This is a genomic window from bacterium (Candidatus Blackallbacteria) CG13_big_fil_rev_8_21_14_2_50_49_14 (assembly GCA_002783405.1).
Classification (GTDB): Bacteria; Cyanobacteriota; Sericytochromatia; order UBA7694; family UBA7694.
In genome coordinates, this window is the sequence record PFGG01000040.1 from 23,426 (window position 1) to 43,867 (window position 20,442).

Below are 20,442 nucleotides of genomic sequence, written 5' to 3' on the forward strand. Positions count from 1 at the left end.
CATGAAAATGTCTGTAATCTTTGAGGTTGGGGCATTGAACTGTGCGTTGCCACAGCGTGAAATCAAAGAAATTTTGGCAATGCCGAGTTTAGTCTTACCACCGGGGATGCCTGCTATTTTGGCTGGCTTTGTGAAATTAGAGGATCAGTATTTGCCTGTGGTGGATCTGGGAAGGGTATTTCAGCAATCGCCACAGCCATTGACGATTGATCAACACCTTCTGCGTTTGGCACACCATCCTTGGCTATGTTTGGTGAATAGGGTTTTAGATTTGGCGCAACTCTCAGAACCTGTTCCTGTGAATCCGGGGCATAGTTTCAATAATTGTGTATCTGGTCTGAGTTCTTATCAGGGGTGTGAAATTGCCCTGCTTGAGATCAGCCAGCTGCTTTTACAAGAAGAACGGCTCCGAATGGTGGCTTTACAAGAAATATTGCAGGCGCGTTTGTCTGATTTAGCGCCGGAGTCCCCATGAAGTCATCGGTTTCTAACCAAACCTCTTCAGACGATCCTGATTTTAAGCGACTCAAAGCCTATGTTTTAGCGCAGACAGGCTTGGCTTTTTATTCTAATAAAGACAGTGAATTGGCTTCTAAGTTTTCTCGGCGCCTCAATGAAACCCAGCGCTTGGATTACGGGGATTATCTTGATTTTTTAGAGACCGATGCAGGCAAAGATGAGCGTGAACGTTTGATTCAAGAATTGACCATTGGGGAAACTTATTTTTTTCGCTATCATGAGCAATTTGATGCCTTGCGTGAGCAAATTTTGCCTGAATTGATCCATGGCTCTTGTGCGGCGCGTCAACGTCTGGCTATTTGGAGTGCTGGTTGTGCCACAGGAGAAGAACTTTATTCGATTTCTATTCTTTTACAGCGGTCCTTTCCGTTGCTGCAAACCTGGGATTTGAGCCTGTTGGGAACTGATATCAACCGAGATTTTCTCAGACAGGCAGAAAAGGCCGCTTATCGGAAATGGTCTTTTCGCAATCTTTCTGAAGTATTTTTAGCGCAATATTTTCGCCAAGAAAATCAAGAATGGCATTTATTGCCGAGCTATAGCAAGTGCGTTCACTATCGTGTTCACAACCTAATTCATGATGATATCTTGAGCATGGCTCCTCCAGGTGGTTTTGATGTTATTTTCTGTCGCAATGTTCTGATTTATTTTGACCAAGTTACCTATCGACGTTTAATTTCGGCTTTTTATGAGGCATTGCAGCCAGGGGGGTGGCTCATTTTGGGGCCGGCTGAACTGAGCCCGCTTTCTTGCGAACCGTTTTCGCCTCACGCACTTTCGCGTTTGAGCTGTTTCAAAAAAAATCGCGCTGTGAGATACTTTAAATCGTCTTCTTTTGAGCTAAATTCTCCTCCTTTTGAGTCTGATCAGATTTCCACTCCAGTATCATCGGCTTTTTCACGGCAAAGCGAATCTTTAGGTTTACCGTTTTCTGTTCCAGGTTTGCCTTTGTTTCTGTCTGAGACGCAACCCCCTAAACGGTCTACTCCGACAGAGTCACAGACTCATTTAAAACCCGAATCCTTGGCGACGATTCGTCGCTTGGCAGATTCCGGTCAATTGGATGAAGCAGAAGCGCTTTGCCGTCAATTTCTGGTCCAGGAACCCCTGAATATTTCCGGTTACTATTATTTGGCTTTGATTCTCAATGCGCAGGGACAAGCTTTGGATGCATTGCAGGCTTTAAAACAAGTTTTATATCTGGATCACAAGCATATTTTGGCGCATTATCATCAGGGATTGCTTTTGCTGCAGTTAGGACAAACCCAGGTGGCCCGCAAAGCATTTCGAAATGCTTTGGGTTTGTTAAAACTTTATCCAGAAGAAAGTTTTCTCGCGGATTCTGATGAGTGGACCGTGGCGCAACTGAAAGCTGTTTTGCTTTTACAGCAGAAGGAGATTGCATGAGCGAAATTGATTGGCAGACCTTGAATCAAAGACTGCTTGATAATCAGAGTCAATTGTCTGAACATAATTCGCGTGAGATCCAATTTTGGCCAGATTTGTTGGAACGGCGCGCACAACAATTGGCTGATCGCAAACAACTGGTGCAGAAGTCGCAAAAAACATTTTTGGTTTGCCAATTGCAAACGGAGCGCTATGCTTTGGCTTTGACTCAACTCAAAGAAATTGCACCATTTAAGACCTGCACTTTTTTGCCCCTTGCTCCTCCCTCTTTATTGGGAATTTATAATCAGCGAGGAGTGATGGTTTCTGTCTTAGAACTGGCAGATCTGTTGGGGCTTTCTGCACATCCTTCGAGGTGTGGTGAGGGCTACCTTCTTTTTCTTCGCAGCGTTCCCCCTGTGGCTTTGCGGGTAGATGCCATTGGGGATTTTCTTCATTTCGAAGAACAAGCTCTGATCCCTTGTCCAAAGGCTCCCTTTCTACAAGGTTTGGTTGGTGATGTTCAGATTTTAAATCTTTCAGCTTTAAGCCATGCACCGCTTTTACAGAGTATTTCTTTAGCCTCTTATCAAGAACAGGAGTAGAACAATGGAGCAGAGATCGGGTTTCTTGTCTGGCCGACAAAGTGTGGGGGTTAAACTGGCACTGATTCCGCTGATTTTTATTCTGGCGATTGGGTTTATTCTCAGTTATGTGGTTCTCTCACAGTATGAGCGACGCAGTGATGCTGAAGTGATTCATGTGGTTGTGCGACAGCGGGCATTGAATCAGTGGTATGTCAAAGATCTGTTTTTGGCCAGTCTCAAACAAAAAAATGACTATCGCTATTGGCGCGACCAATTCATACAAACCGCAGACTCACTTCTGACAGGAGGAGAGATCTTGACCCGACTGAACGGCAAGGATACTTTTCGGGTCGAGGCAGCACCTTCAGCTGAGATTCGCATTAAACTGCAAGAGAGCAAAAAATTAATTCAAAAAATAGCTGAGCAAGAAACTGTTTTTTTGGCTTTGTCGCCGCAAGCTCCGCAGTTTCCTCAAAGGGTCATTGGGATTGAAAAAATAAACTTGGAATTGCATGAGCTTACCCGAGACATTGCAGATCTTTACACACAGAACGCACAAAGTAAAATTGATGAGATGATCCGCAATTCGATATTGCTTAGTTTGGCTGTTGCTGTGATTGGGCTTTTGCTCAATTGGCTGATTTCCCGAGCCATTAGTCGCCCCCTGCTCAATCTGGCTGAACAGGCCAAAAAAGTGGCCAATGGCGATCTCAGTGGTGAAGCCATTGAGGTGCGCTCTCAAGATGAAGTAGGGCAACTCACTGAGTCCTTCAATCAGATGAAGTTGGGATTGCGCGAGATTATGCAACAAAATATTCAGGGTATTCGCAGTTTGACAGCCTCTACCTCTGAAATCATGGCCTCTACCCAACAGCAATCGGCCAGTACCCAGGAACAAGTTACGGCTTTGCAGGAGACCACGGCCACAATGGAAGAGGTGCGACAGAGTGGCGCACAAATTTCGGAACGGGCCCGGCATGTGGCCGCAGAGGCTGAATCTACGGTGAATATTACAGAAAAAGGTCTTCAATCTGTTACCGAGACGGTTACTGATATTGAAGGAATTCGTTTTCAGGTCAATCAAGTAGCAGAAAATATTGTGAATCTTAGTGAAAAAAACCGTGCAGTGGGAGATATTATTGCACTTGTGACTGAGGTTGCTGAGCAATCCAATTTATTGGCGCTGAATGCAGCGATTGAAGCCGCAGCCGCTGGTGAACAGGGAAACAGTTTTTCGGTGGTGGCGAATGAAATGAAACATTTGGCCAATCAGGCCAAAGACTCTACCCGTCAGGTGCGCACCATTCTTGAAGACATTCAGCGGGGAATTGGTAAAGCGGTGATGTTGACAGAAGAAGCCGTTAAAAAGGTTGAAAAGGGGCGGCAGCAGATGGAGGTGTCTGAAAACACGATCCGACATATGGCAGATACCACTCAGCAGAGTATTCAGGCCTTTCAACAAATTGTAGCTGCTACAAATCAACAGCAATTGGGCTTTGAACAGGTCTTTCAGGCTTTGTTAGATATTCGTCAAAGCACAGAACAAACTGCTGCAGGCACCCAGCAATTAAATCAGGCCAGCAATTCTCTCAACCGCATGGGGCAAGAACTACAGCAATTGGTGGCGAGGTATCACCTGTGAATGAACGGCTCCGCCAGCGTTTACTCCAGGTTTTTTACGCTGAACATGCCGATCACCTTCAGGTCATTCGTCAGTTTTTAGATCAGGCAGGTCAAACGCCTTTTACCTCTGAGCAATTGAACGAAGCTTTTCGCCGTGCTCACAGTTTAAAGGGGGCAGCCCGGGCGGTTGATTTAGCTGTTCTTGAACAGGGTGCACATCTCGTGGAGACAATTTTTGCTAAAGTTCAGGCCCAGGAATTGACTTTGTCTTCTGTGTCTAAAGTCTTACACCAATGGTTGGATTTCAGCGAAGATTGGCTCAGTGCGCAATTGGCCCAAAAGCCTTTGCCTGAACCCACGCTTATTTTGGCGGACTTAGAGAAGGCCCTTGTTCAAAACGTATCCTCAGAGAGGGAAGTCTCTCAAGGAGCCCATGTTCAAACTGCGATATTGCCAGAAAATGAATCGGGTTTGATACAAAACCGGATCGAGGCTGTTCACGATGAGTATGTAAGGATTTCTTCACAGCATCTCGAAATTTTGTTGGACAGATCAGATCGTCTGATGGCTGAAAGTTTGCAGCAAAATGTGCTCGCGGAAAATTTGCGGGAAATTTTGCTAAAAATTGCAACACTTGAAAAACACTGGAGCCAATGTCAAATGCAGGTTCCTGTTTCAGTTCATCGCGAAGCGTTGTCCTCTACCCTGCGTGAACTCAGCGTATTAAGTCAAGAAGGCCGTCACCAACAACAGCAAAGTACCTGGAAACTTTTACAAGAGGTTCAGTACCTTCAGTCGAATATCCGGGAGATTCGTATGCAGCCAGTTCGTTCGGTTTTTCAGGGATTTCAAAAAATGCTGCGTCGTCTCGCACAAGAACAGGGAAAAGAAATTCAATGTCAGTTTACGGGGCTTGATATTGAAGCTGATCGGGTCATTTTGCAATTGATCAAAGATCCTGTGATGCATCTATTGCGTAATGCCTTGGCCCATGGGGTTGAATGGCCCGAAGAACGGCGACAGAAGGGAAAAAACCCGATTGGTAAAATCAGCTGTCATTTGGAAGTGCGCCGTCATCAATTGATCATCCAAATTGCAGATGATGGTCAGGGGCTAAACGAGAGCCAAATTCGCCAGCGTTTGGCCGAAAAGTCACCTGAACTTTTGACCTCAGAGAATTGGAGAGAAGCTATTTTTCAGCCAGGATTTTCTACGGCTCAGGGTGTTAATGAGCTGCGAGGCAGGGGCATGGGACTGTCGGTGGTTGCTGAGAGCATTTCGCGTTTACAAGGCAAATACCGGTTGTTAGAACAAAATCCGGGTCTGTGTTTTGAGTTGGAAGTTCCCTTGCAAATTGTTACCTATCGCTTGCTTCTTTTTTCTTGTGCGGGGCAAACACTGGCTTTGCCTGCTTATGCGGTTCGACAGCTTTTGCGCATTTCACAGACCCGGCTGACATCTATAGAAGGGCGAATGACCCTGATGTGGAATGAGCGCGCTATTCCTTTCTATAGTCTCAATCAATTGCTTTTTCCGGAATCTGCGGCAGGTATTGTTGAAAATACGTTTTCTGTACTCATTTTAGAAACCGATTCACAGCCCATCGCCCTACAGCTTGATGCGTTTTTGGCTGAACAAGAAAGCCTTCTTCGCCCCTTAACCGGACCCGCAGCCCAATTGCCGCTTTATCTGGGGGCCGCTCTCTCCGCTCAGGGCGATCCCGTGCCCGTCTTAAACCCCCATTTTGTCGGGCAACTCACACAAGAACCACAGGCTTCTGGTATTTTGCTCTGGCACGAAAATGAAAAGTCGCAGATGGCCCGGATTTTGGTCGTGGATGATTCGATCACCACCCGTACCCTTGAAAAGACTATTTTAGAAAGTCAGGGTTATCAGGTAAGTGTGGCTGTGAATGGGTATGAAGCACTTAAAAAATTGCGAGAGACACATTTTGATCTTGTGATTACCGACGTTCAAATGCCTGAAATGGATGGGCTTGAACTCTTGGCTCAGATCAAACAAAATGCGCTTTGGGTTGATTTGCCCGTGATTGTCTTGACCTCACTTAACGCTTACGAAGATCAGAAAAGAGGGTTGGAATTGGGCGCTGCTGCTTATCTGGTTAAACAAAAATTTGAGCAACAGGAATTACTTGAAATGATAGAGCTGCTTTTATGAGCAAAGCCAAAACTGTGCGTGTTTTAATTGTCGAAGATTCACCTGTCATGCAAGTGTTTTTAACTGAAATTATTAATGCTGATACACGCTTGAATGTTTTGGGAGTGGTACCATCGGGAGAAAAAGCATTGGATTTTTTGAAGTCGCAGCCCGCTGATGTGATCTCAATGGATATCCGTTTACCAGGTATGGATGGGCTGGAAACCACCCGCCAGATCATGCAAACCTGTCCCACACCGATTGTGGTGGTGTCTTCCCAATTGCAGAACCAGGAGATGGATTTGAGTTTTGATGCGCTTCGGGCAGGCGCGCTTTGCGTTTTGGATAAACCTGTGGGTGTCTCTCATCCTCGATTTGAACAAAGTTCTCGGCAATTGTGTACCCAATTGTTGATCATGAGTCAGGTCAAAGTCATTCGTCAACGCTTGGGGCGAACATTTGCTGAACTCTCAGAAAAGGATGTCACGGCTCATCATTTACACCGATCAATCACTGTTGGGGCGTTGCCAGATTTTCAGGTATTGGGGATCGCCGCTTCAACCGGTGGACCCAAAGCCCTTTCTACCTTGCTTAATCAATTGACCCATTTTCCTCTGCCTATTTTGTTGGTTCAGCATATTGCACCTCATTTCTTGGCTGGGTTTGCCGATTGGTTGAACAGTGTCACTCCTTTTCGTGTGCTTGTGGCAACAGAAGGCATGGTCCCATTGCCTTATCATGTCTATTTGGCTCCTCCAGAGCGGCATTTGGCATATCAAAAAGGCAAGATCACCCTCGTGGAGGATGAGCCAGTGTCCTATCAGCGCCCTTCTGGCACTGTTCTATTTCATTCTTTGGCCGAATCCCTGGGGAAAAAAGCCATTGGTTTGGTTTTAACAGGTATGGGGGATGATGGGGCGGCTGGTTTATTGGCCATGCGCCATGCGGGGGCATATACTTTGGCCGAGGCTGAGAGCACAGCTATTGTCTATGGTATGCCCGCTGCGGCAGACAAACTGGGAGCTGTCTGCCACCTCTTGCCCCTCACTGATCTGGCCTCCCATCTCCAGTTTTTGGTCAAAACAAGAGCGACGAGGTCTAGTCAAAGATCATGAGTATTGCGGAAAAACATATTTTGCTGGTTGAAGATTCAGATACACAGGCCTTAAAATTCACCTTGTTCTTTGAAGAGGAAGGCTGGTTTGTAACCCGTGCAGAAACGGCTGAGCAGGGGTTGGAATTTCTCAATCAATTGATGCCCGATTTGATTGTGGTGGATTATTTTTTACCAGGTATGCATGGTGATGCTTTTTGTCGACAGGTGCGCATGAAAGCCGCTACCCGCCATGTGCCCGTTTTGATGTTGACCGCAGCAGATTCTTCTGCGACAGAGGTACAGGGCCTCGACAGCGGGGCCGATGACTATTTGCCGAAATCAGAAGATGAAACTGTTTTGCTTTTGCGGATCCATGCCCTCTTTCGGAAGTTTTCGAGTCAGACAGTGATCGTACCTGATTCTTCATTTCGTCAGGCTCGTATTTTGGCCGTGGATGACAGTCCCACTTATTTGACTTATTTGGTGGAAGAATTGCAACAAGAGGGTTATTTGGTGGAGCAAGCTGATTCAGGGGAAGTTGCGCTGCAAAAATTGGAAACAGAAGACTATGATTGCGTGTTGGTTGATTTGGTCATGCCTGGTTTGGATGGCATTGAAGTTTGTCGACAGCTCAGTCTTATCTCTCAACAAAAGCTCAATCCCATTTTGGTCTTAATGCTCACCGCCCATGACAATCCTGTGGAGCTTTCTCGGGCCTTGGCGGCAGGGGCTGATGACTTTGTTGGAAAAGCGAGCGATATTTCGGTGTTAAAGGGGCGGGTGCGTGCACTTTTGCGGCGTAAACTTTCCCAAGATGAAAATCAGCGCCTGATGAGAGAAATCATACATGCCAAAGAGCAAGAAGCCTTACATGCCCGTAAATCGCAGGAGGAAGCTGAAGCCAGAGCTGCTCTTTCAGAAGAATTGGCCGTCGCCCTCAAAAAATTGCAGGCATCTAAACACGAATTGGAGCAATTGGCATATATTTCAGCCCATGATCTGCAAGAACCGCTTCGTTTATTGACCAATTACTCCCAGTTACTGGTACATCGCTTGCCGGTGGAAGTTGTGCCTAAGTCACAGCGCTATCTGGACTTTATTACCGAAAATACCCAGCGCATGCAGCGGCAATTGCAAAGTCTTTTAACTTATTTAAGTGCCAGTACCGAGGCTTTAAAACCAGAGTCAATTCAGGTGGCACAGTTGATTTCGGACGTTTGGGCGCCACTGGTACCGCTGTTTCCTGCTGCTCGACTTCAGGTAAGTGCACCTTTGCCAACTTTGACGGCCAGTGCCTATCACTTGAAGCTTTTGTTTCATCATTTGTTTCAAAATGCCTTGCAATTTGTCCCTGCTGATAGAGCTCCCAGCTTGTGCGTTCAGGTTCAAGAGACTGAAAATGTATGGGTTTTTTCTGTTCAGGACAATGGTTTTGGGATAGATGCTCGTCATTTTCAACGCATTTTTGAAATGTTTTATCATTTAAGTGCCGAGCAAAAAAGGCGTAGCAGTGGAATGGGCTTGTCGATCTGCCGAAAAGTTGTTGAACTTCATCAAGGACAGATTTGGCTGGAGTCTGAAGTGGGGATTGGAAGTACTTTCTTTTTCAATTTACCCAAAGATCCACAGGTTGATTCATGAGCTTTCTGAGGAGGGGAATTGCAATTCGTGAGCGGTTTCAAGAAACGTGATCAAGCGCTCATGGTAGTAGTTTTGCAACCAGTTTATTAATTGCTGTGCTAAGTCTGTGTCATAGCTTTCGACGCGTTGAGTTAATTGCAAAAAATGGTCTTCATCGCTGCAAATGGCTGCAGCCAGTAATTGTTTTAAGAGCCCTTTAGGCAGATTTGTTGCACATTGTAAGGCTGAAATTGAGGCAGAGGGGGTGATTTGATGTGCTATGGGTATTTGAGTGTTTCCCGTTGTTGTCTTGATGCTCAGGTGTTTGCTTAGCAATTCGATAATGGTTTCTTTTTTATAGGGCTTTGAGACAAAGGCATTGGCTCCCTCCATTAAACAGGTTTGTTGATCCGAGCTAAAGGCATTCGCCGTGATCATGATGATACAAATATCTTGGGTGTCAGGGTTTTCGCGCAAGTGCTTGAGACAAGTTAAACCATCCATGATTGGCATACTCATGTCCAAGAAAATCACATCAGGGTTAATTTCTTCAACAATATCCAAGGCTTCTTGGCCATTGGCAGCTTCTAGAACCACAAAGCCATAGGGCTCCAGCAGCAGACGCAAAATATCACGGTTGTGTATCTGATCATCCACGACCAAGGCATGGGGGCTATGTAAATGGCCGAAATCAAAAACAGGGTTGGCAAGAACGGTCTCTTCTTGGGCTTTTGTCGCTGTCGTTTCTGACAGAGAGGCCATAAGGCTTAATGAAAAGCAAGAGCCTTGATTGACCTGACTTTCAAAGCTGATTTCTCCCCCCATCAGTTTTGCAAAGCGTTGACTGATGGCCAGCCCCAGCCCTGTGCCCCCATGAACCTGTTTGCCACTGCTGGTTTGCTCAAAGTTTTGAAAGACCTTTTCTTGTTCTTCTGGGGGAATTCCCAGGCCAGTATCTCGAACTTTGAAGGTTAGTTCATAGAAATGTGGGTCTTTGGGTTTGACTCTCAAAAACAGCTCGATTTGTCCTTGAGATGTAAACTTAAACGCATTGGAGAGTAAATTAAATAGTATTTGGCGTAATTTTTGTTTGTCGAGTTTAAAATGACGCGGCATGTTTAATGAGGAAGAAACAGAGAAATCCAATTTTTTCTCATAAGCTTTGGCATTGAAAATGCTTTCTAATTCTGAGAGTATTTGATAAATATCGACAGACTCCAATTCCAAACTCACATGTCCGGCTTCAATTTTCGACATCTCCAAAATGTCGCTAATCAACCGCAAAAGATGTTCTCCACTTTGCAGAATTACCGTGAGTTTTTGCTGCTGTTCTTTACTGAGGGTGGAATCCATTTGCAATAATTGGGTAAAACCCAAAATGGCGTTCATCGGGGTGCGAATCTCGTGGCTCATATTGGCGAGAAAAGCACTCTTGGCATTGTTAGCATCTTCTGCTTTTTGGCGTGCCAAAATCAGGTCTCTTTGCGTTTGTTTGATTTCAGAAATATCTGCAAATGTGGCAATGGCGTAGCGCAGATTGCCTTGAATATCTCGAACAGAGCGCCCCCAGGCTTGCAGGCTGAGTGGCTGATCCGTTAAGCGAATTTCCAGGTCATCGACAGAGGAATCGTGGCCGCCAAGGGCTTTTTGCCAAGGGGTTTCTGCATAGGGGTAGGGTTCGGCGGTGCCTTCACGGTAAATGGGGAGGGTTTCAAATAGGTTTTGCAAAGGAATATCGAGTTGGGAGGGCAATTTTAATAATTCTTGGGCACCGCGATTGGCGTAGAAGGGGGTGCCGTCGGCGCTCAAGGCAAATATGCCGACAGGAATGGCTTCCATGAATTGTTTTAGACGTTCTTCATTTTCTTTGATCAATTGCATATTCACAAATTGTTGCAACATATTGCTAATTTGATGGGTAACTTGGGTCATTAACTGTGGTAAATCTGGGTCAGCTCGATCTTCTGGGGCTAAAATGAAAAACATGCTGAAAAGCAAGTCTTCTTTCCATGAAACAGGTTGGATCAAAGTATTTTCTGGAAAAAAATTATTGTTTAGGGTGTCTATTCTGTCTTGATGAATGTATTGTTCGCCTTCGCGGAGAAAAGATTCAGCGTTAAGCCTGTCTTTGCACTGGTGATGATGTTCACAGGTCATTTGATTGGCTTGGGTTGGGCAATAAAACAAGGGGACAGATGGGTTTAGCAGTGAAAGCAATGGCGACTGAGGAGGGATATGAATGGCAGCGCACAATGAATTGAGGTAATCAGCAATTTTTTGCAGTGTGTTTTTTAATAAGTCACTTAACGACCATTCTTGATGGGCTTGATCTGAAAGGGTATAAAGTAACTGTAATTTTTTTTGATTAGTCTGTAATTCTTGATTGATCTGATTCAATGCATGGGTACGCTCTTCGACTCTTTGCTCCAGTTCTTCTGCCAATTGTTTGAAGCGCTGTTTACTTTCTCTGAGCATGTTTTGGTGTTGAAATTGTTGAAGGGCATAGCGAATGGAACGCTCTAAATCGGAGCTGGTCAAGGTATTTTTATTGAGGTAGTCGGCAGCTCCTGATTGCATGGCTTTGAGATCTGTATCGTAAGTCCCCAGGCCGGTCAACAAAATGGTGGGGATCCAAATTCCCGCATCTCGGTTCTCTGCGATAAAGTCGATGCCTGTTTTGTTTCCAAGGAAATAATCGACCAAGACCAAGTCAAAGGTGTGAGTATGTAGGGCCGCTTGTGCAGCCTGATAACTTGAGCACCATTGTATTTGGTACTTGAAATGATTGGATTTTAAGAGAAGGTTTTCTGTAATTAGGAAATCTTCTTCATCATCATCCACAAGTAAAATGGAAATAGGAGAATTCACAGCCCTGATATTCCTTGTTTCAACCGTAATTCTCTATTATTTAGAGGATAGAAACACCATAACATATTTTTGTTTCGTTTAATCGGGGATTTTGCTAACTTGAAAACGCCTTCGGCTTAAACGGTTTCTCTTCGAAAATGCCTTTTAATGACAGCTCTAAAAACTTTTATTTAAAAGACCTGGCTGGTGTAGTACAAGGGGGGAAGCGCAAAGCCGCGTTCCCGAACACGTGGGTGATCTTCGTGTATGGCAAGTTCCAACAGGTCTGGATGGCTTTGTCCCCAATGTTTGTTTTTTTATGTCGCAACGTCATTGAGCATTTAATTGAGATTTTTGAAAAAATGAATGAGTGATGCCGACCTGATTTCTAATCTAGAGATGAGACTGAGCTTTTGCAAAATGATGTATAGAAAAAACCTTGTGAATAATTATCATTGAATTGTTGTTTTGTCAATCCCCCAATGGGGGATGGAAATCTATTTTTTTATTTGATATAAACGAGGTAAATGGGACACGAAAGTAAATGTTTGTTGTTTTTAATGTGAATTTTGTGCATTCTATGCAAAGTAATATTGTTACCTAGAAATTGAGATAGAATCGGCATTGTATTTTGTTCCTAATCTGAGATAAATTCAGTACAATCTCAGCAGGAAACGTGATGAAAGAAGAGCGGGCCTAGGTAGAGGGACAAGTAAATACGATGGCTATTCCAAGTTTTTGGTTTGTCAGAAAAAAGTTTTTTCAAACAAAGTCCATGAGCAATCCTGTATCATCCGTGAAAATTTGGCCTTATATTTAATCAAGAATGCGTGATGCGTATCTGATTTTCTACAATTAACGGAGGTTTTCTCTGAGATTAAAATGACGCTGAATTAGAATTGTTTTACAGACTCCTCGGGGATGGCATGGGAGTCGTGTGATTTGCTTCTTTGACACTGAAGTGTACGATAGTTAGATCGGTATCTATGCAATAAGGTTTGTTAAGATTTTATCCTTTTCAGGAGTTTATATGTCCGAAACCTTGATGACGGAACAATCAAAAGTTGATATTTTAATTGTTGATGATACTCCGCAAAATTTGAAGGTTTTATCTGATTTTTTGCGGCTTAAAGGCTATAACTCGCGTCCCGTTTCTAGTGGAAAACTGGCTTTGCGTGGAGCAGAAACACGCCCACCGGACTTGGTTTTACTTGATATTAATATGCCAGAAATGAGTGGCTATGAGGTTTGTGAGGCGTTTAAAGCGCATCCAGAATTAAAAGATATTCCGATTATCTTTATTAGTGCTCTCAATGAGGTTCTGGATAAGGTACGGGCTTTTAATGTGGGTGGAGTTGATTATATTACCAAGCCCTTTCAATTTGAAGAAGTGCAGATGCGCATTCAGACTCATTTGGCTTTGCGTCATTTGAATCAACATCTCAGTCAACAAAATCAAGTCTTGCAAACCAGTTTAAAACGTCAGCAAGAATTGGAAGAACAGCGGGACAATCTTTTGCATATGGTTGTTCATGATTTAAGGGCTCCTTTGTCGGGGATTGTTGGCTACCTTTCTCTTTTAGAGGGAACTACGGATAATTTCAATGAAAAACAAGAACGGTATCTCAATTTGGCCCTCCAGAGTTCGCAAATATTGATAGATATGATTAGTGAGCTGTTGGATGTATATAAATTGGAAAATGGAGAGATGCCTTTGTTTCGTAGCTCACAAGATATATCTAAAACTATTTTGCAAGCCACGGAAGCAATGGAGGGTATGTTTATTAACAAGGTTTTGAGTTGTGAGTTGCCAGTGTCTCCTTCACCAGTTTTTCTTGACCATGATTTAGTCCGTCGGGTGGTGATCAACCTTTTGAGCAATGCGCTTAAATTTACTCCGCGCGGAGGAGAAATCAAAGTTCAGGCTGAATTGCAGGCGGGAATGCTGATCGTGGCAGTACAGGATTCAGGGGCTGGTATTCCCGAAGAATTTCAAACAAAAATTTTTGAAAAGTTTGGCCAAGCAGAACTTCGGCAAGAAAACCGAAGATATTCAACAGGCTTGGGTTTAACTTTCTGTCGTATGGTAGTGGAGGCGCATGGCGGAAAGATTGGGGTGAGTAGTCAAATCGGCAAAGGCTCGCGGTTTGAGTTTGTCATACCGGTGTCTGGGTTTGAAGTGACTTCAAATTTGCCAGTAAACAGTTTTTCCAATTAATTTGCTCAGAGCTGTGATGAGTTGTTGGGGGGTAAAGGGTTTTTCCAAGAAGTTGGTCTCACCTATTATTGCAAGCTCTTTTTCGACATAAGACTGGGGATAGCCACTGATCACTAAAATAGGTATTTTTTGTGTGGTTTGCATTTTTTTTAACTGTTTGCCAATCTGGGCTCCAGTTATTTCAGGCATATTTAAGTCTAAAAGAATTACATCCACGCTTTGCGTCATCGCCCATCTTAAACCTTCATGTGGATCTGATGTCATTTTAACCTCAAAAAGTGTATCTTTGAGAATGCTACCGATCAATTCGCCAAAGCTGGGCTCATCATCAATCACAAGTAAATTTTTTGTTTTGATGGCATGGGCTTTTTCGTTCACGTTTTTGCCTGTTTCACGGTTGTCTTTTGTCTTCGTTGGCTTGTTTTCAAACTCCAGTGATAGCCCTAAAAATGTAGATAAACGCTCCAAAAAATAACTCTGTTTAAAGGGTTTGAGAATATAGCCCAAAACTCCAAGTTCACTTGCTCTTTGAATACTTGCAATGTGCTCATTTGCGGTCAGCATGACAACAGCCAAATGTCGGGTGCTCTGCATATTACGAATTTGTTGTAAGAGATCTAAGCCATTGACTTCAGGCAAATCAATATCGAGAAGCACTAAGTCAGGTTTTATACTCATGGCTAGACGCAAACCTTCTCGTGCATCGGTTGTTGTTTGAATCTCGACAGGGATATCAGCCAAGAGTTCAGTAACCAACTCACAGATTATTTCATTATCATCTATCAGAAGAATTTTTTTTTCTGTCATTGCGCTCTAGCTTAAAGTCTATTGTGGTCGAATTGTCTTGGGAGGGTTCTAGAACGCATGGTAGCATGATGGGGATGAGAAATAAAGTCATCCTTTTAGTCAGTCTTTCATCAAAAATTCGAGGATACTCCAATGGAACCAAATATCCGCATGGAAAAAGACAGTTTGGGCGAAGTGGCCGTACCCGCTGATTGTTATTACGGCGCACAAACCCAGCGTTCTTTTGAAAATTTTAAAATCGGGGGCGAACGCTTCCCGCGTGAATTTATCCGGGCTTTTGGGATTATTAAAAAAGCGGCAGCCAAGGTCAATACCGATCTGGGCGTGCTGGATGCTGAAAAATCTGCTCTGATTCAACAGGTGGCAGATGAAGTGATTGAGGGCAAATTGGATGCCCATTTCCCTCTGGTGGTCTGGCAGACCGGCAGCGGCACCCAGACCAATATGAATGCCAATGAAGTGATCTCCAACCGTGCGATTGAAATTGCTGGCGGCGTGATGGGTAGCAAAGCTCCCATTCACCCCAATGACGACGTGAATCATTCTCAGTCTTCAAATGATACCTTTCCCACGGCTATGCATGTGGCTGCGGCAGAACAGGTACAGCATCATCTGATTCCCAATCTGCGCCTTTTGCAGCAAACCTTGGCCGCCAAGGCCACCGAATATAAAGAGATTGTGAAAATTGGCCGTACCCATTTGCAGGATGCTACCCCCTTGACCTTGGGGCAGGAATTCTCTGGCTATGCCGCCCAGCTCGATGGCGTGATTCGCACTGTAGAGGCCATGATGCCCCAGGTGTATGAACTCACCTTGGGTGGGACGGCTGTCGGAACCGGCTTGAATGCACCCAAAGGCTATGCCAAGGCTGTGGCTGAAGAAATTGCCCGTTTGACTGAGCTGCCCTTTGTGACCGCACCTAATAAATTTGCGGGTTTGGCCTGTCATGATCCGCTGGTGGCTTTGAGCGGAGCATTGAAAACAGCCGCCTGTGCCCTGATGAAAATTGCCAACGATATCCGCTGGTTGGCCAGTGGCCCCCGCTGCGGCATTGGTGAAATTTCAATCCCCGAAAATGAACCTGGCAGTTCGATTATGCCGGGCAAAGTCAATCCCACCCAGTGCGAAGCCCTGACCATGGTCTGTGCCCAGGTGATTGGCAATGATACGGCTGTGGCGATTGGCGGCGCTTCGGGTAATTTTGAACTGAATGTCTTCAAACCCCTGATCATTCACAATCTGCTGCAGAGCATTCGTCTACTGGGCGATGCCTGCCATGCTTTCAATGATAAATGTGCAGTGGGCATTGAACCCAACCGTGCCCGTATCAGTGAATTGCTCGACAAATCACTGATGCTGGTGACTTCCCTGGCCCCTGCCATTGGCTATGACAAGGCTGCCAAGATTGCCCTCAAGGCCCACCACGATGGCACGACCCTGCTCGAAGCCGGTCTGGAATTGGGCTTTGTTACCGAAGCACTTTTCCGTGAGCATGTTCAGCCCCACAAAATGCTGGGTCACGGAGAGTAAAACATGAAAGAACTTCACCGCTCCGCACTGCGCTTTGTTGAAGCCCAGTCTAAAATTCCAGGCGGGGTCAACAGCCCAGCCCGTGCTTTCAAAGCGGTTGGGGGCACTCCCCCCTTCATGAAAAAAGCCAAGGGCGCCCATATGTGGGATATCGATGGCAATGAGTATATCGACTATATCGGTTCTTGGGGCCCGATGATTCTCGGCCATGGCTATCCTGCTGTGATCGATGCTGTGCGCAAGCAATTGGAGCTGGGCACCAGTTTTGGCACGCCCACTGAAATTGAGATTGAAATGGCCGATCTGGTGATCGCTGCTGTGCCTTCGATTGAGATGGTGCGCATGGTCAATTCTGGTACCGAAGCGGTGATGAGTGCAATTCGCCTGGCGCGGGGCTATACGGACCGTGAAAAAATTATTAAATTCAGTGGCTGTTATCATGGCCACAGCGATATGCTGCTGGCCGAAGCCGGTTCGGGTGTGGCGAGCCTGGGCATTCCTGGCACGCCGGGGGTTCCGGCTGCGTTGGTGGAGCATACCCTGACGGCCCCTTTCAATGACAGCACAGCGGTCGAGCAGATCTTCGCGGCCTATCCAGGCCAGATTGCTGCGGTTGTGATTGAACCCGTGGCTGGCAATATGGGCCTGGTGCCTCCGCGTCAGGGCTTTCTTGAAAAGCTGCGGGCCATTACCGAAGCCGAAGGCGCCGTGCTGATCTTTGACGAGGTTATGACCGGGTTCCGTTTGGCCTATGGGGGTGCCCAGGCCCGTTTGGGCGTGACTCCCGATATGACCTGTCTGGGCAAGATCATCGGAGGCGGCATGCCTGTGGGAGCCTATGGCGGCAAACGTGAGATTATGGAATGCCTGGCCCCTGCGGGCAAGGTTTATCAGGCGGGTACCCTCAGTGGCAATCCAGTGGCGATGCAGGCTGGGGTGGCTACCTTGAAAGCCCTGCGTGATAACCCAAAAGCCTATGAAGAATTGGAACACAAAGGCCGTTTGCTTAGCCAAGGCATTGCGGATTTGGCCCGTGAGCTGCAGGTGCCGGTCAGCATTAATCTGATGGGCTCGATGTTCTGCGTATTTTTTACGGAGAACGATGTCTATGATTATGCTTCTGCCAAGACCTCTGATCTTGAGGCCTTTAAAGTCTTTTTTCATACCTTGCTGGAAGAAGGGGTGTATTTTCCGCCAGCCCAGTTTGAAGCCTGTTTTATTTCGCTGGCCCACAGCGACGCAGATTTGCGCAAAACACTCAAGGCTGTTGAAAAAGGCTTGAAAAAAGTGCGCGAGATGAAATAGTCACATTGATATGCCTGTTGAGGGAGAACACCTGCATAGGGGTTCTCCCTTTGATTTTGGAACGGTGCTCTTGAATACAAAGGGGCAAGATCAGGGAATACAGAGTGCATGTGGATTCCTTGTGTTTTTTTGAGCTTATTTTTCATTTGGGTGCCAGGTGCTTGGGCTTGTTCAGATACTGTGCCCGCCCTGGTGCTTGAAATGAGCGTAGCCGATCGTCCGCAGTACGACCTCTACAAAAGCCACTGTTTTGATTTGGCATGCCATTTTAGTTATCAGCTACTAAGTCCTGCCGGCGCTTTTTCTGACCGATCTCAGCGTTCGGGGTATGGAGTTTTGCGCATGCAATCGCGCTCTTTTTCTGCTGGGGTTAAATGGTCTGTTTCAGATGGGGAGAGTTATATTATTTTTAATTTTCCTCTGGCTTTACCAGGGAGTTTTTCGGCGATACATCATGAGCAGGGTTTGGCTGCGGTCCAGACCTTAACAGGGGTAAATACCCAAGAACTGGTATCTATTTGGCAAACCCTTGGGCAGGATATTCAGAATTACAGAGGGCGAAGAGTTTTTATTCGCTATCATCCCGTTTTGCTGAGCCAGCAGCTGCATTTAAATCATGGTACCCAGTCGATTTTTTCCTGTTCAATGGCAGAACGTGAAATCACCCTGGGGCATTGGAAGATTCAATATTATTATGATGCGGGTTATTGCCTTTCGATTCCCAATCCCTTGGATTTTCTCTGTAATCGAGAGATTCAAATTCCTTGGATCTATCTTATTCTTGGATCGGGACTCTTTATCTTAGTTGTTTTTCGTAAGGGCTTGAATCGAAAGTCTCTTTGGTTTCTTTGAATCAGTCATTCTTCCTGAATAGCATATTGTATGGCTCATCCAGCTATAAAACTCTTTTTTTGAGAAGCTGGCGATCATTTTTTGTGCATTTCCAGCAGAACGCTTCCCTGGAGTGTTCTGCTGGGCCCAGGTTTCCACTTGGCTTTGCATTTCAGGCCAGCGCTTGTACAGCGGCCAAGTGTGACCCCAGAAATCTTCACCAGATATTTCGTCAGGTTTTCGGGGGCTGTTTGGTGTCGGTTTGAGCTTGGGCTTGTGTTTACGGGCAGGCAGTCGGTTTAAATCACAAAAAAGATTAATTTATTAAAGCTAAATTGCATAAAAAACAAATATATAAGGTATATATTATTATAGGGAAACAATTTTAAGATCGGGGGAGCTGGTTTTGGGCAATATTCGTACGGGCAGTTCTATCGCTCAGGTCAATCAATGGAGCGACGAAACACTTTATTCTCGCGGGCACAAAGGAACTTTTGATAATAAAGAAGCCGCCATTCGGCAGGCAGAACACGTAGCGGCCTCTGATACCGAAGATGCAGCCGTGGTTGAAGAAAATGGCAGATACAGCGTCTATGCCATTACAGAGATTGGCACCCAGGACCCCAGTGCCAATGCTGTCGGGAACTATGAAGTTCATGATTTTGCTGCCAATATTGTGGCCTTTAGCGCTACCCAACGCAATCAAGACGGTCAGCGCATTCGGGGCGAAGTCACCAAACAGGTCTCTGGAAGCTCTACCAATATTACCTTTTCAACCGATGCTGTGACAGCAGAAAATATGCCAGAACAAGCGAATTTAGGCCTTTTTGCCCGTCAGGTTACTGCGGCGGCCCCTGGCTCTGGCGCCAGTCTCCAGTTGTCGTTGGGTGTTAAGGCCGGGGCTCCGGGTGGAACGGGGGTTTCCATGGCCCTGCGGGGAACCGCTGAACTGTCTGTTACAAAAGGGACAGGGGTAGGTGCGCCTTATGTTGCCAAATTGGATTTGGGTCTTGAAGCTGAAGCTGCCGTGAGTCTGTTTGGCAATTCTGCCAGCGTTGAAATGGCGCGCAGCTTGAGCAATGGGGTGGCCTTTTACAACGAAGCCCAGGTTCAGGAGTTTGCCCGTCGCAGTGTTGTACTGACCGGAAAAATCGCTTCAGGTGATATTGACGGTGCCCGTGCGGCTTTGAGCAATCTATCCGCCTACGCAGATCAGCATCGCTACACAGCCACAAATGCCAGGGAAACCGTCAGTGGCGAAACTGCCACTGGAACCAAAGTTGAGTTCAATCAAACCCGGGATACAACAACCCTCGACAGTTATCAAGACACCGATAAAGACGGCAACTGGGACGCCAATGAGTCCAGAATGAGAGAACGTGTTCGCGAGGAAGGCTATTCCGGCTCTTTCCAAACACGTATCGGGGGACAGACGGTTACCGTGAGTGTGGCCACCCTGGAAGCGACCTTAGAAGAACGTAGATTGACATCCCCTTCAGGGCGAGTGACCACCGAGAGCGGTGAGAGCAGTCGGGCATCTAAGATTCGGGTGGGCATTAGCCCCAGTGCACTTAGAGGGGCCAGCGATAACCAATTGGTCGGCATTATCGAGCAAGCCTTGGGCGTTTCACCGGGCCTTGGCTCCAGTGGGCTGTCGGGCGCGCAGATCCGCCAATTTATACCCGCCTTGCGGGATGCCGCCTCTAAAGAAACGCGGGCTGGTACCTTTGTCTTTGAGTTGGCCCACTTGCGTGAATCTGACGGCACGGGGGGCAACAGAGGAACGACCATGTTGCGTTTCGGGGTCAGTGCAAATTATTCAGGTGAAATCGAAATGCCAGTCGCCACTGGCTTGCAAATCACCGCTGGGGTAGAGACCTCGGCCACCTATCTCAGAGAGATCGCAAGGTGGTAAA

At 46.0% G+C, this 20,442-nt stretch carries 15 protein-coding genes; 13 read left to right on the forward strand and 2 right to left on the reverse strand.

The genetic code is table 11. The features are described 5' to 3' along the window. Position 1 precedes the first annotated feature (1 nt). From COW20_09065 to COW20_09095, 7 genes are read left to right on the forward strand one after another with little or no spacing between them, the layout of a single operon-like run. Complete coding sequence (locus COW20_09065) at positions 2-475, forward strand: hypothetical protein (GenBank protein ID PIW48506.1); 474 nt, start codon at positions 2-4, stop codon at positions 473-475. Continuing rightward, positions 472-1,926, forward strand: a complete 1,455-nt coding sequence (locus COW20_09070; GenBank protein PIW48507.1) for a hypothetical protein — start codon at positions 472-474, stop codon at positions 1,924-1,926. The genes COW20_09065 and COW20_09070 overlap by 4 nt, the downstream gene beginning before the upstream one ends. Then, complete coding sequence (locus tag COW20_09075) at positions 1,923-2,510, forward strand: hypothetical protein (protein ID PIW48508.1); 588 nt, start codon at positions 1,923-1,925, stop codon at positions 2,508-2,510. The genes COW20_09070 and COW20_09075 overlap by 4 nt, the downstream gene beginning before the upstream one ends. Before the next feature lie 4 nt (positions 2,511-2,514). Further along, positions 2,515-4,134, forward strand: coding sequence for a methyl-accepting chemotaxis protein (locus COW20_09080; GenBank protein ID PIW48509.1), 1,620 nt, complete (start codon positions 2,515-2,517; stop codon positions 4,132-4,134). Continuing rightward, entirely contained in the window at positions 4,131-6,293 is a 2,163-nt protein-coding gene (locus COW20_09085; GenBank protein PIW48510.1) for a hypothetical protein, read from the forward strand. Before COW20_09080 ends, COW20_09085 begins: the two co-directional genes overlap by 4 nt. Continuing rightward, positions 6,290-7,387 (forward strand): chemotaxis response regulator protein-glutamate methylesterase, encoded by a 1,098-nt coding sequence (locus tag COW20_09090; protein PIW48511.1) that lies wholly within the window; start codon positions 6,290-6,292, stop codon positions 7,385-7,387. Before COW20_09085 ends, COW20_09090 begins: the two co-directional genes overlap by 4 nt. Beyond that, positions 7,384-9,009, forward strand: a complete 1,626-nt coding sequence (locus COW20_09095) for a hypothetical protein (protein ID PIW48512.1) — start codon at positions 7,384-7,386, stop codon at positions 9,007-9,009. The genes COW20_09090 and COW20_09095 overlap by 4 nt, the downstream gene beginning before the upstream one ends. Here COW20_09095 and COW20_09100 read toward each other — a convergent pair. Beyond that, positions 9,004-11,856 carry a hypothetical protein gene (locus COW20_09100; protein ID PIW48513.1) on the reverse strand — a complete coding sequence of 951 codons (2,853 nt, stop codon included), beginning with the start codon at positions 11,854-11,856 and terminating at the stop codon, positions 9,004-9,006. The two genes, COW20_09095 and COW20_09100, sit on opposite strands and share 6 nt — an antisense overlap. Positions 11,857-11,993: 137 nt before the next feature. Here COW20_09100 and COW20_09105 point away from each other — a divergent pair, with 137 nt between their 5' ends. After that, a complete protein-coding gene (locus COW20_09105; protein ID PIW48514.1) occupies positions 11,994-12,209 on the forward strand; it encodes a hypothetical protein in 216 nt (71 codons plus the stop codon). 656 nt (positions 12,210-12,865) lie between these two features. After that, entirely contained in the window at positions 12,866-14,053 is a 1,188-nt protein-coding gene (locus COW20_09110; protein PIW48515.1) for a hybrid sensor histidine kinase/response regulator, read from the forward strand. Here COW20_09110 and COW20_09115 read toward each other — a convergent pair. Further along, positions 14,021-14,860 (reverse strand): hypothetical protein, encoded by an 840-nt coding sequence (locus tag COW20_09115; protein PIW48516.1) that lies wholly within the window; start codon positions 14,858-14,860, stop codon positions 14,021-14,023. The genes COW20_09110 and COW20_09115 overlap by 33 nt on opposite strands. Before the next feature lie 132 nt (positions 14,861-14,992). Between COW20_09115 and fumC the strand changes: the two genes are divergently transcribed. The 4 genes from fumC to COW20_09135 all read left to right on the forward strand — a co-directional run bounded on the left by fumC (position 14,993) and on the right by COW20_09135 (position 20,441). Further along, positions 14,993-16,390: a class II fumarate hydratase gene (gene fumC / locus COW20_09120; GenBank protein ID PIW48517.1), complete on the forward strand. Its 1,398-nt coding sequence runs from the start codon at positions 14,993-14,995 to the stop codon at positions 16,388-16,390. A gap of 3 nt (positions 16,391-16,393) precedes the next feature. Then, complete coding sequence (gene hemL / locus COW20_09125) at positions 16,394-17,695, forward strand: glutamate-1-semialdehyde-2,1-aminomutase (GenBank protein ID PIW48518.1); 1,302 nt, start codon at positions 16,394-16,396, stop codon at positions 17,693-17,695. A 108-nt stretch (positions 17,696-17,803) separates the two neighbouring features. Beyond that, positions 17,804-18,547, forward strand: coding sequence for a hypothetical protein (locus COW20_09130; GenBank protein PIW48519.1), 744 nt, complete (start codon positions 17,804-17,806; stop codon positions 18,545-18,547). 385 nt (positions 18,548-18,932) lie between these two features. Then, positions 18,933-20,441, forward strand: coding sequence for a hypothetical protein (locus COW20_09135; GenBank protein PIW48520.1), 1,509 nt, complete (start codon positions 18,933-18,935; stop codon positions 20,439-20,441). Position 20,442 lies beyond the last annotated feature (1 nt).

Excerpts from the sequence above, each read along its gene's own strand:
- COW20_09115 (PIW48516.1), bottom strand. The coding sequence starts at position 14,860 with ATGACAGAAAAAAAAATTCTTCTGATAGATGATAATGAAATAATCTGT.
- COW20_09130 (PIW48519.1), top strand. The coding sequence starts at position 17,804 with ATGTGGATTCCTTGTGTTTTTTTGAGCTTATTTTTCATTTGGGTGCCA.
- COW20_09105 (PIW48514.1), top strand. The coding sequence starts at position 11,994 with ATGCCTTTTAATGACAGCTCTAAAAACTTTTATTTAAAAGACCTGGCT.
- COW20_09080 (PIW48509.1), top strand. The coding sequence starts at position 2,515 with ATGGAGCAGAGATCGGGTTTCTTGTCTGGCCGACAAAGTGTGGGGGTT.
- COW20_09070 (PIW48507.1), top strand. The coding sequence starts at position 472 with ATGAAGTCATCGGTTTCTAACCAAACCTCTTCAGACGATCCTGATTTT.
- fumC (PIW48517.1), top strand. The coding sequence starts at position 14,993 with ATGGAACCAAATATCCGCATGGAAAAAGACAGTTTGGGCGAAGTGGCC.
- COW20_09110 (PIW48515.1), top strand. The coding sequence starts at position 12,866 with ATGTCCGAAACCTTGATGACGGAACAATCAAAAGTTGATATTTTAATT.
- COW20_09075 (PIW48508.1), top strand. The coding sequence starts at position 1,923 with ATGAGCGAAATTGATTGGCAGACCTTGAATCAAAGACTGCTTGATAAT.
- COW20_09090 (PIW48511.1), top strand. The coding sequence starts at position 6,290 with ATGAGCAAAGCCAAAACTGTGCGTGTTTTAATTGTCGAAGATTCACCT.
- COW20_09065 (PIW48506.1), top strand. The coding sequence starts at position 2 with ATGAAAATGTCTGTAATCTTTGAGGTTGGGGCATTGAACTGTGCGTTG.
- COW20_09095 (PIW48512.1), top strand. The coding sequence starts at position 7,384 with ATGAGTATTGCGGAAAAACATATTTTGCTGGTTGAAGATTCAGATACA.
- hemL (PIW48518.1), top strand. The coding sequence starts at position 16,394 with ATGAAAGAACTTCACCGCTCCGCACTGCGCTTTGTTGAAGCCCAGTCT.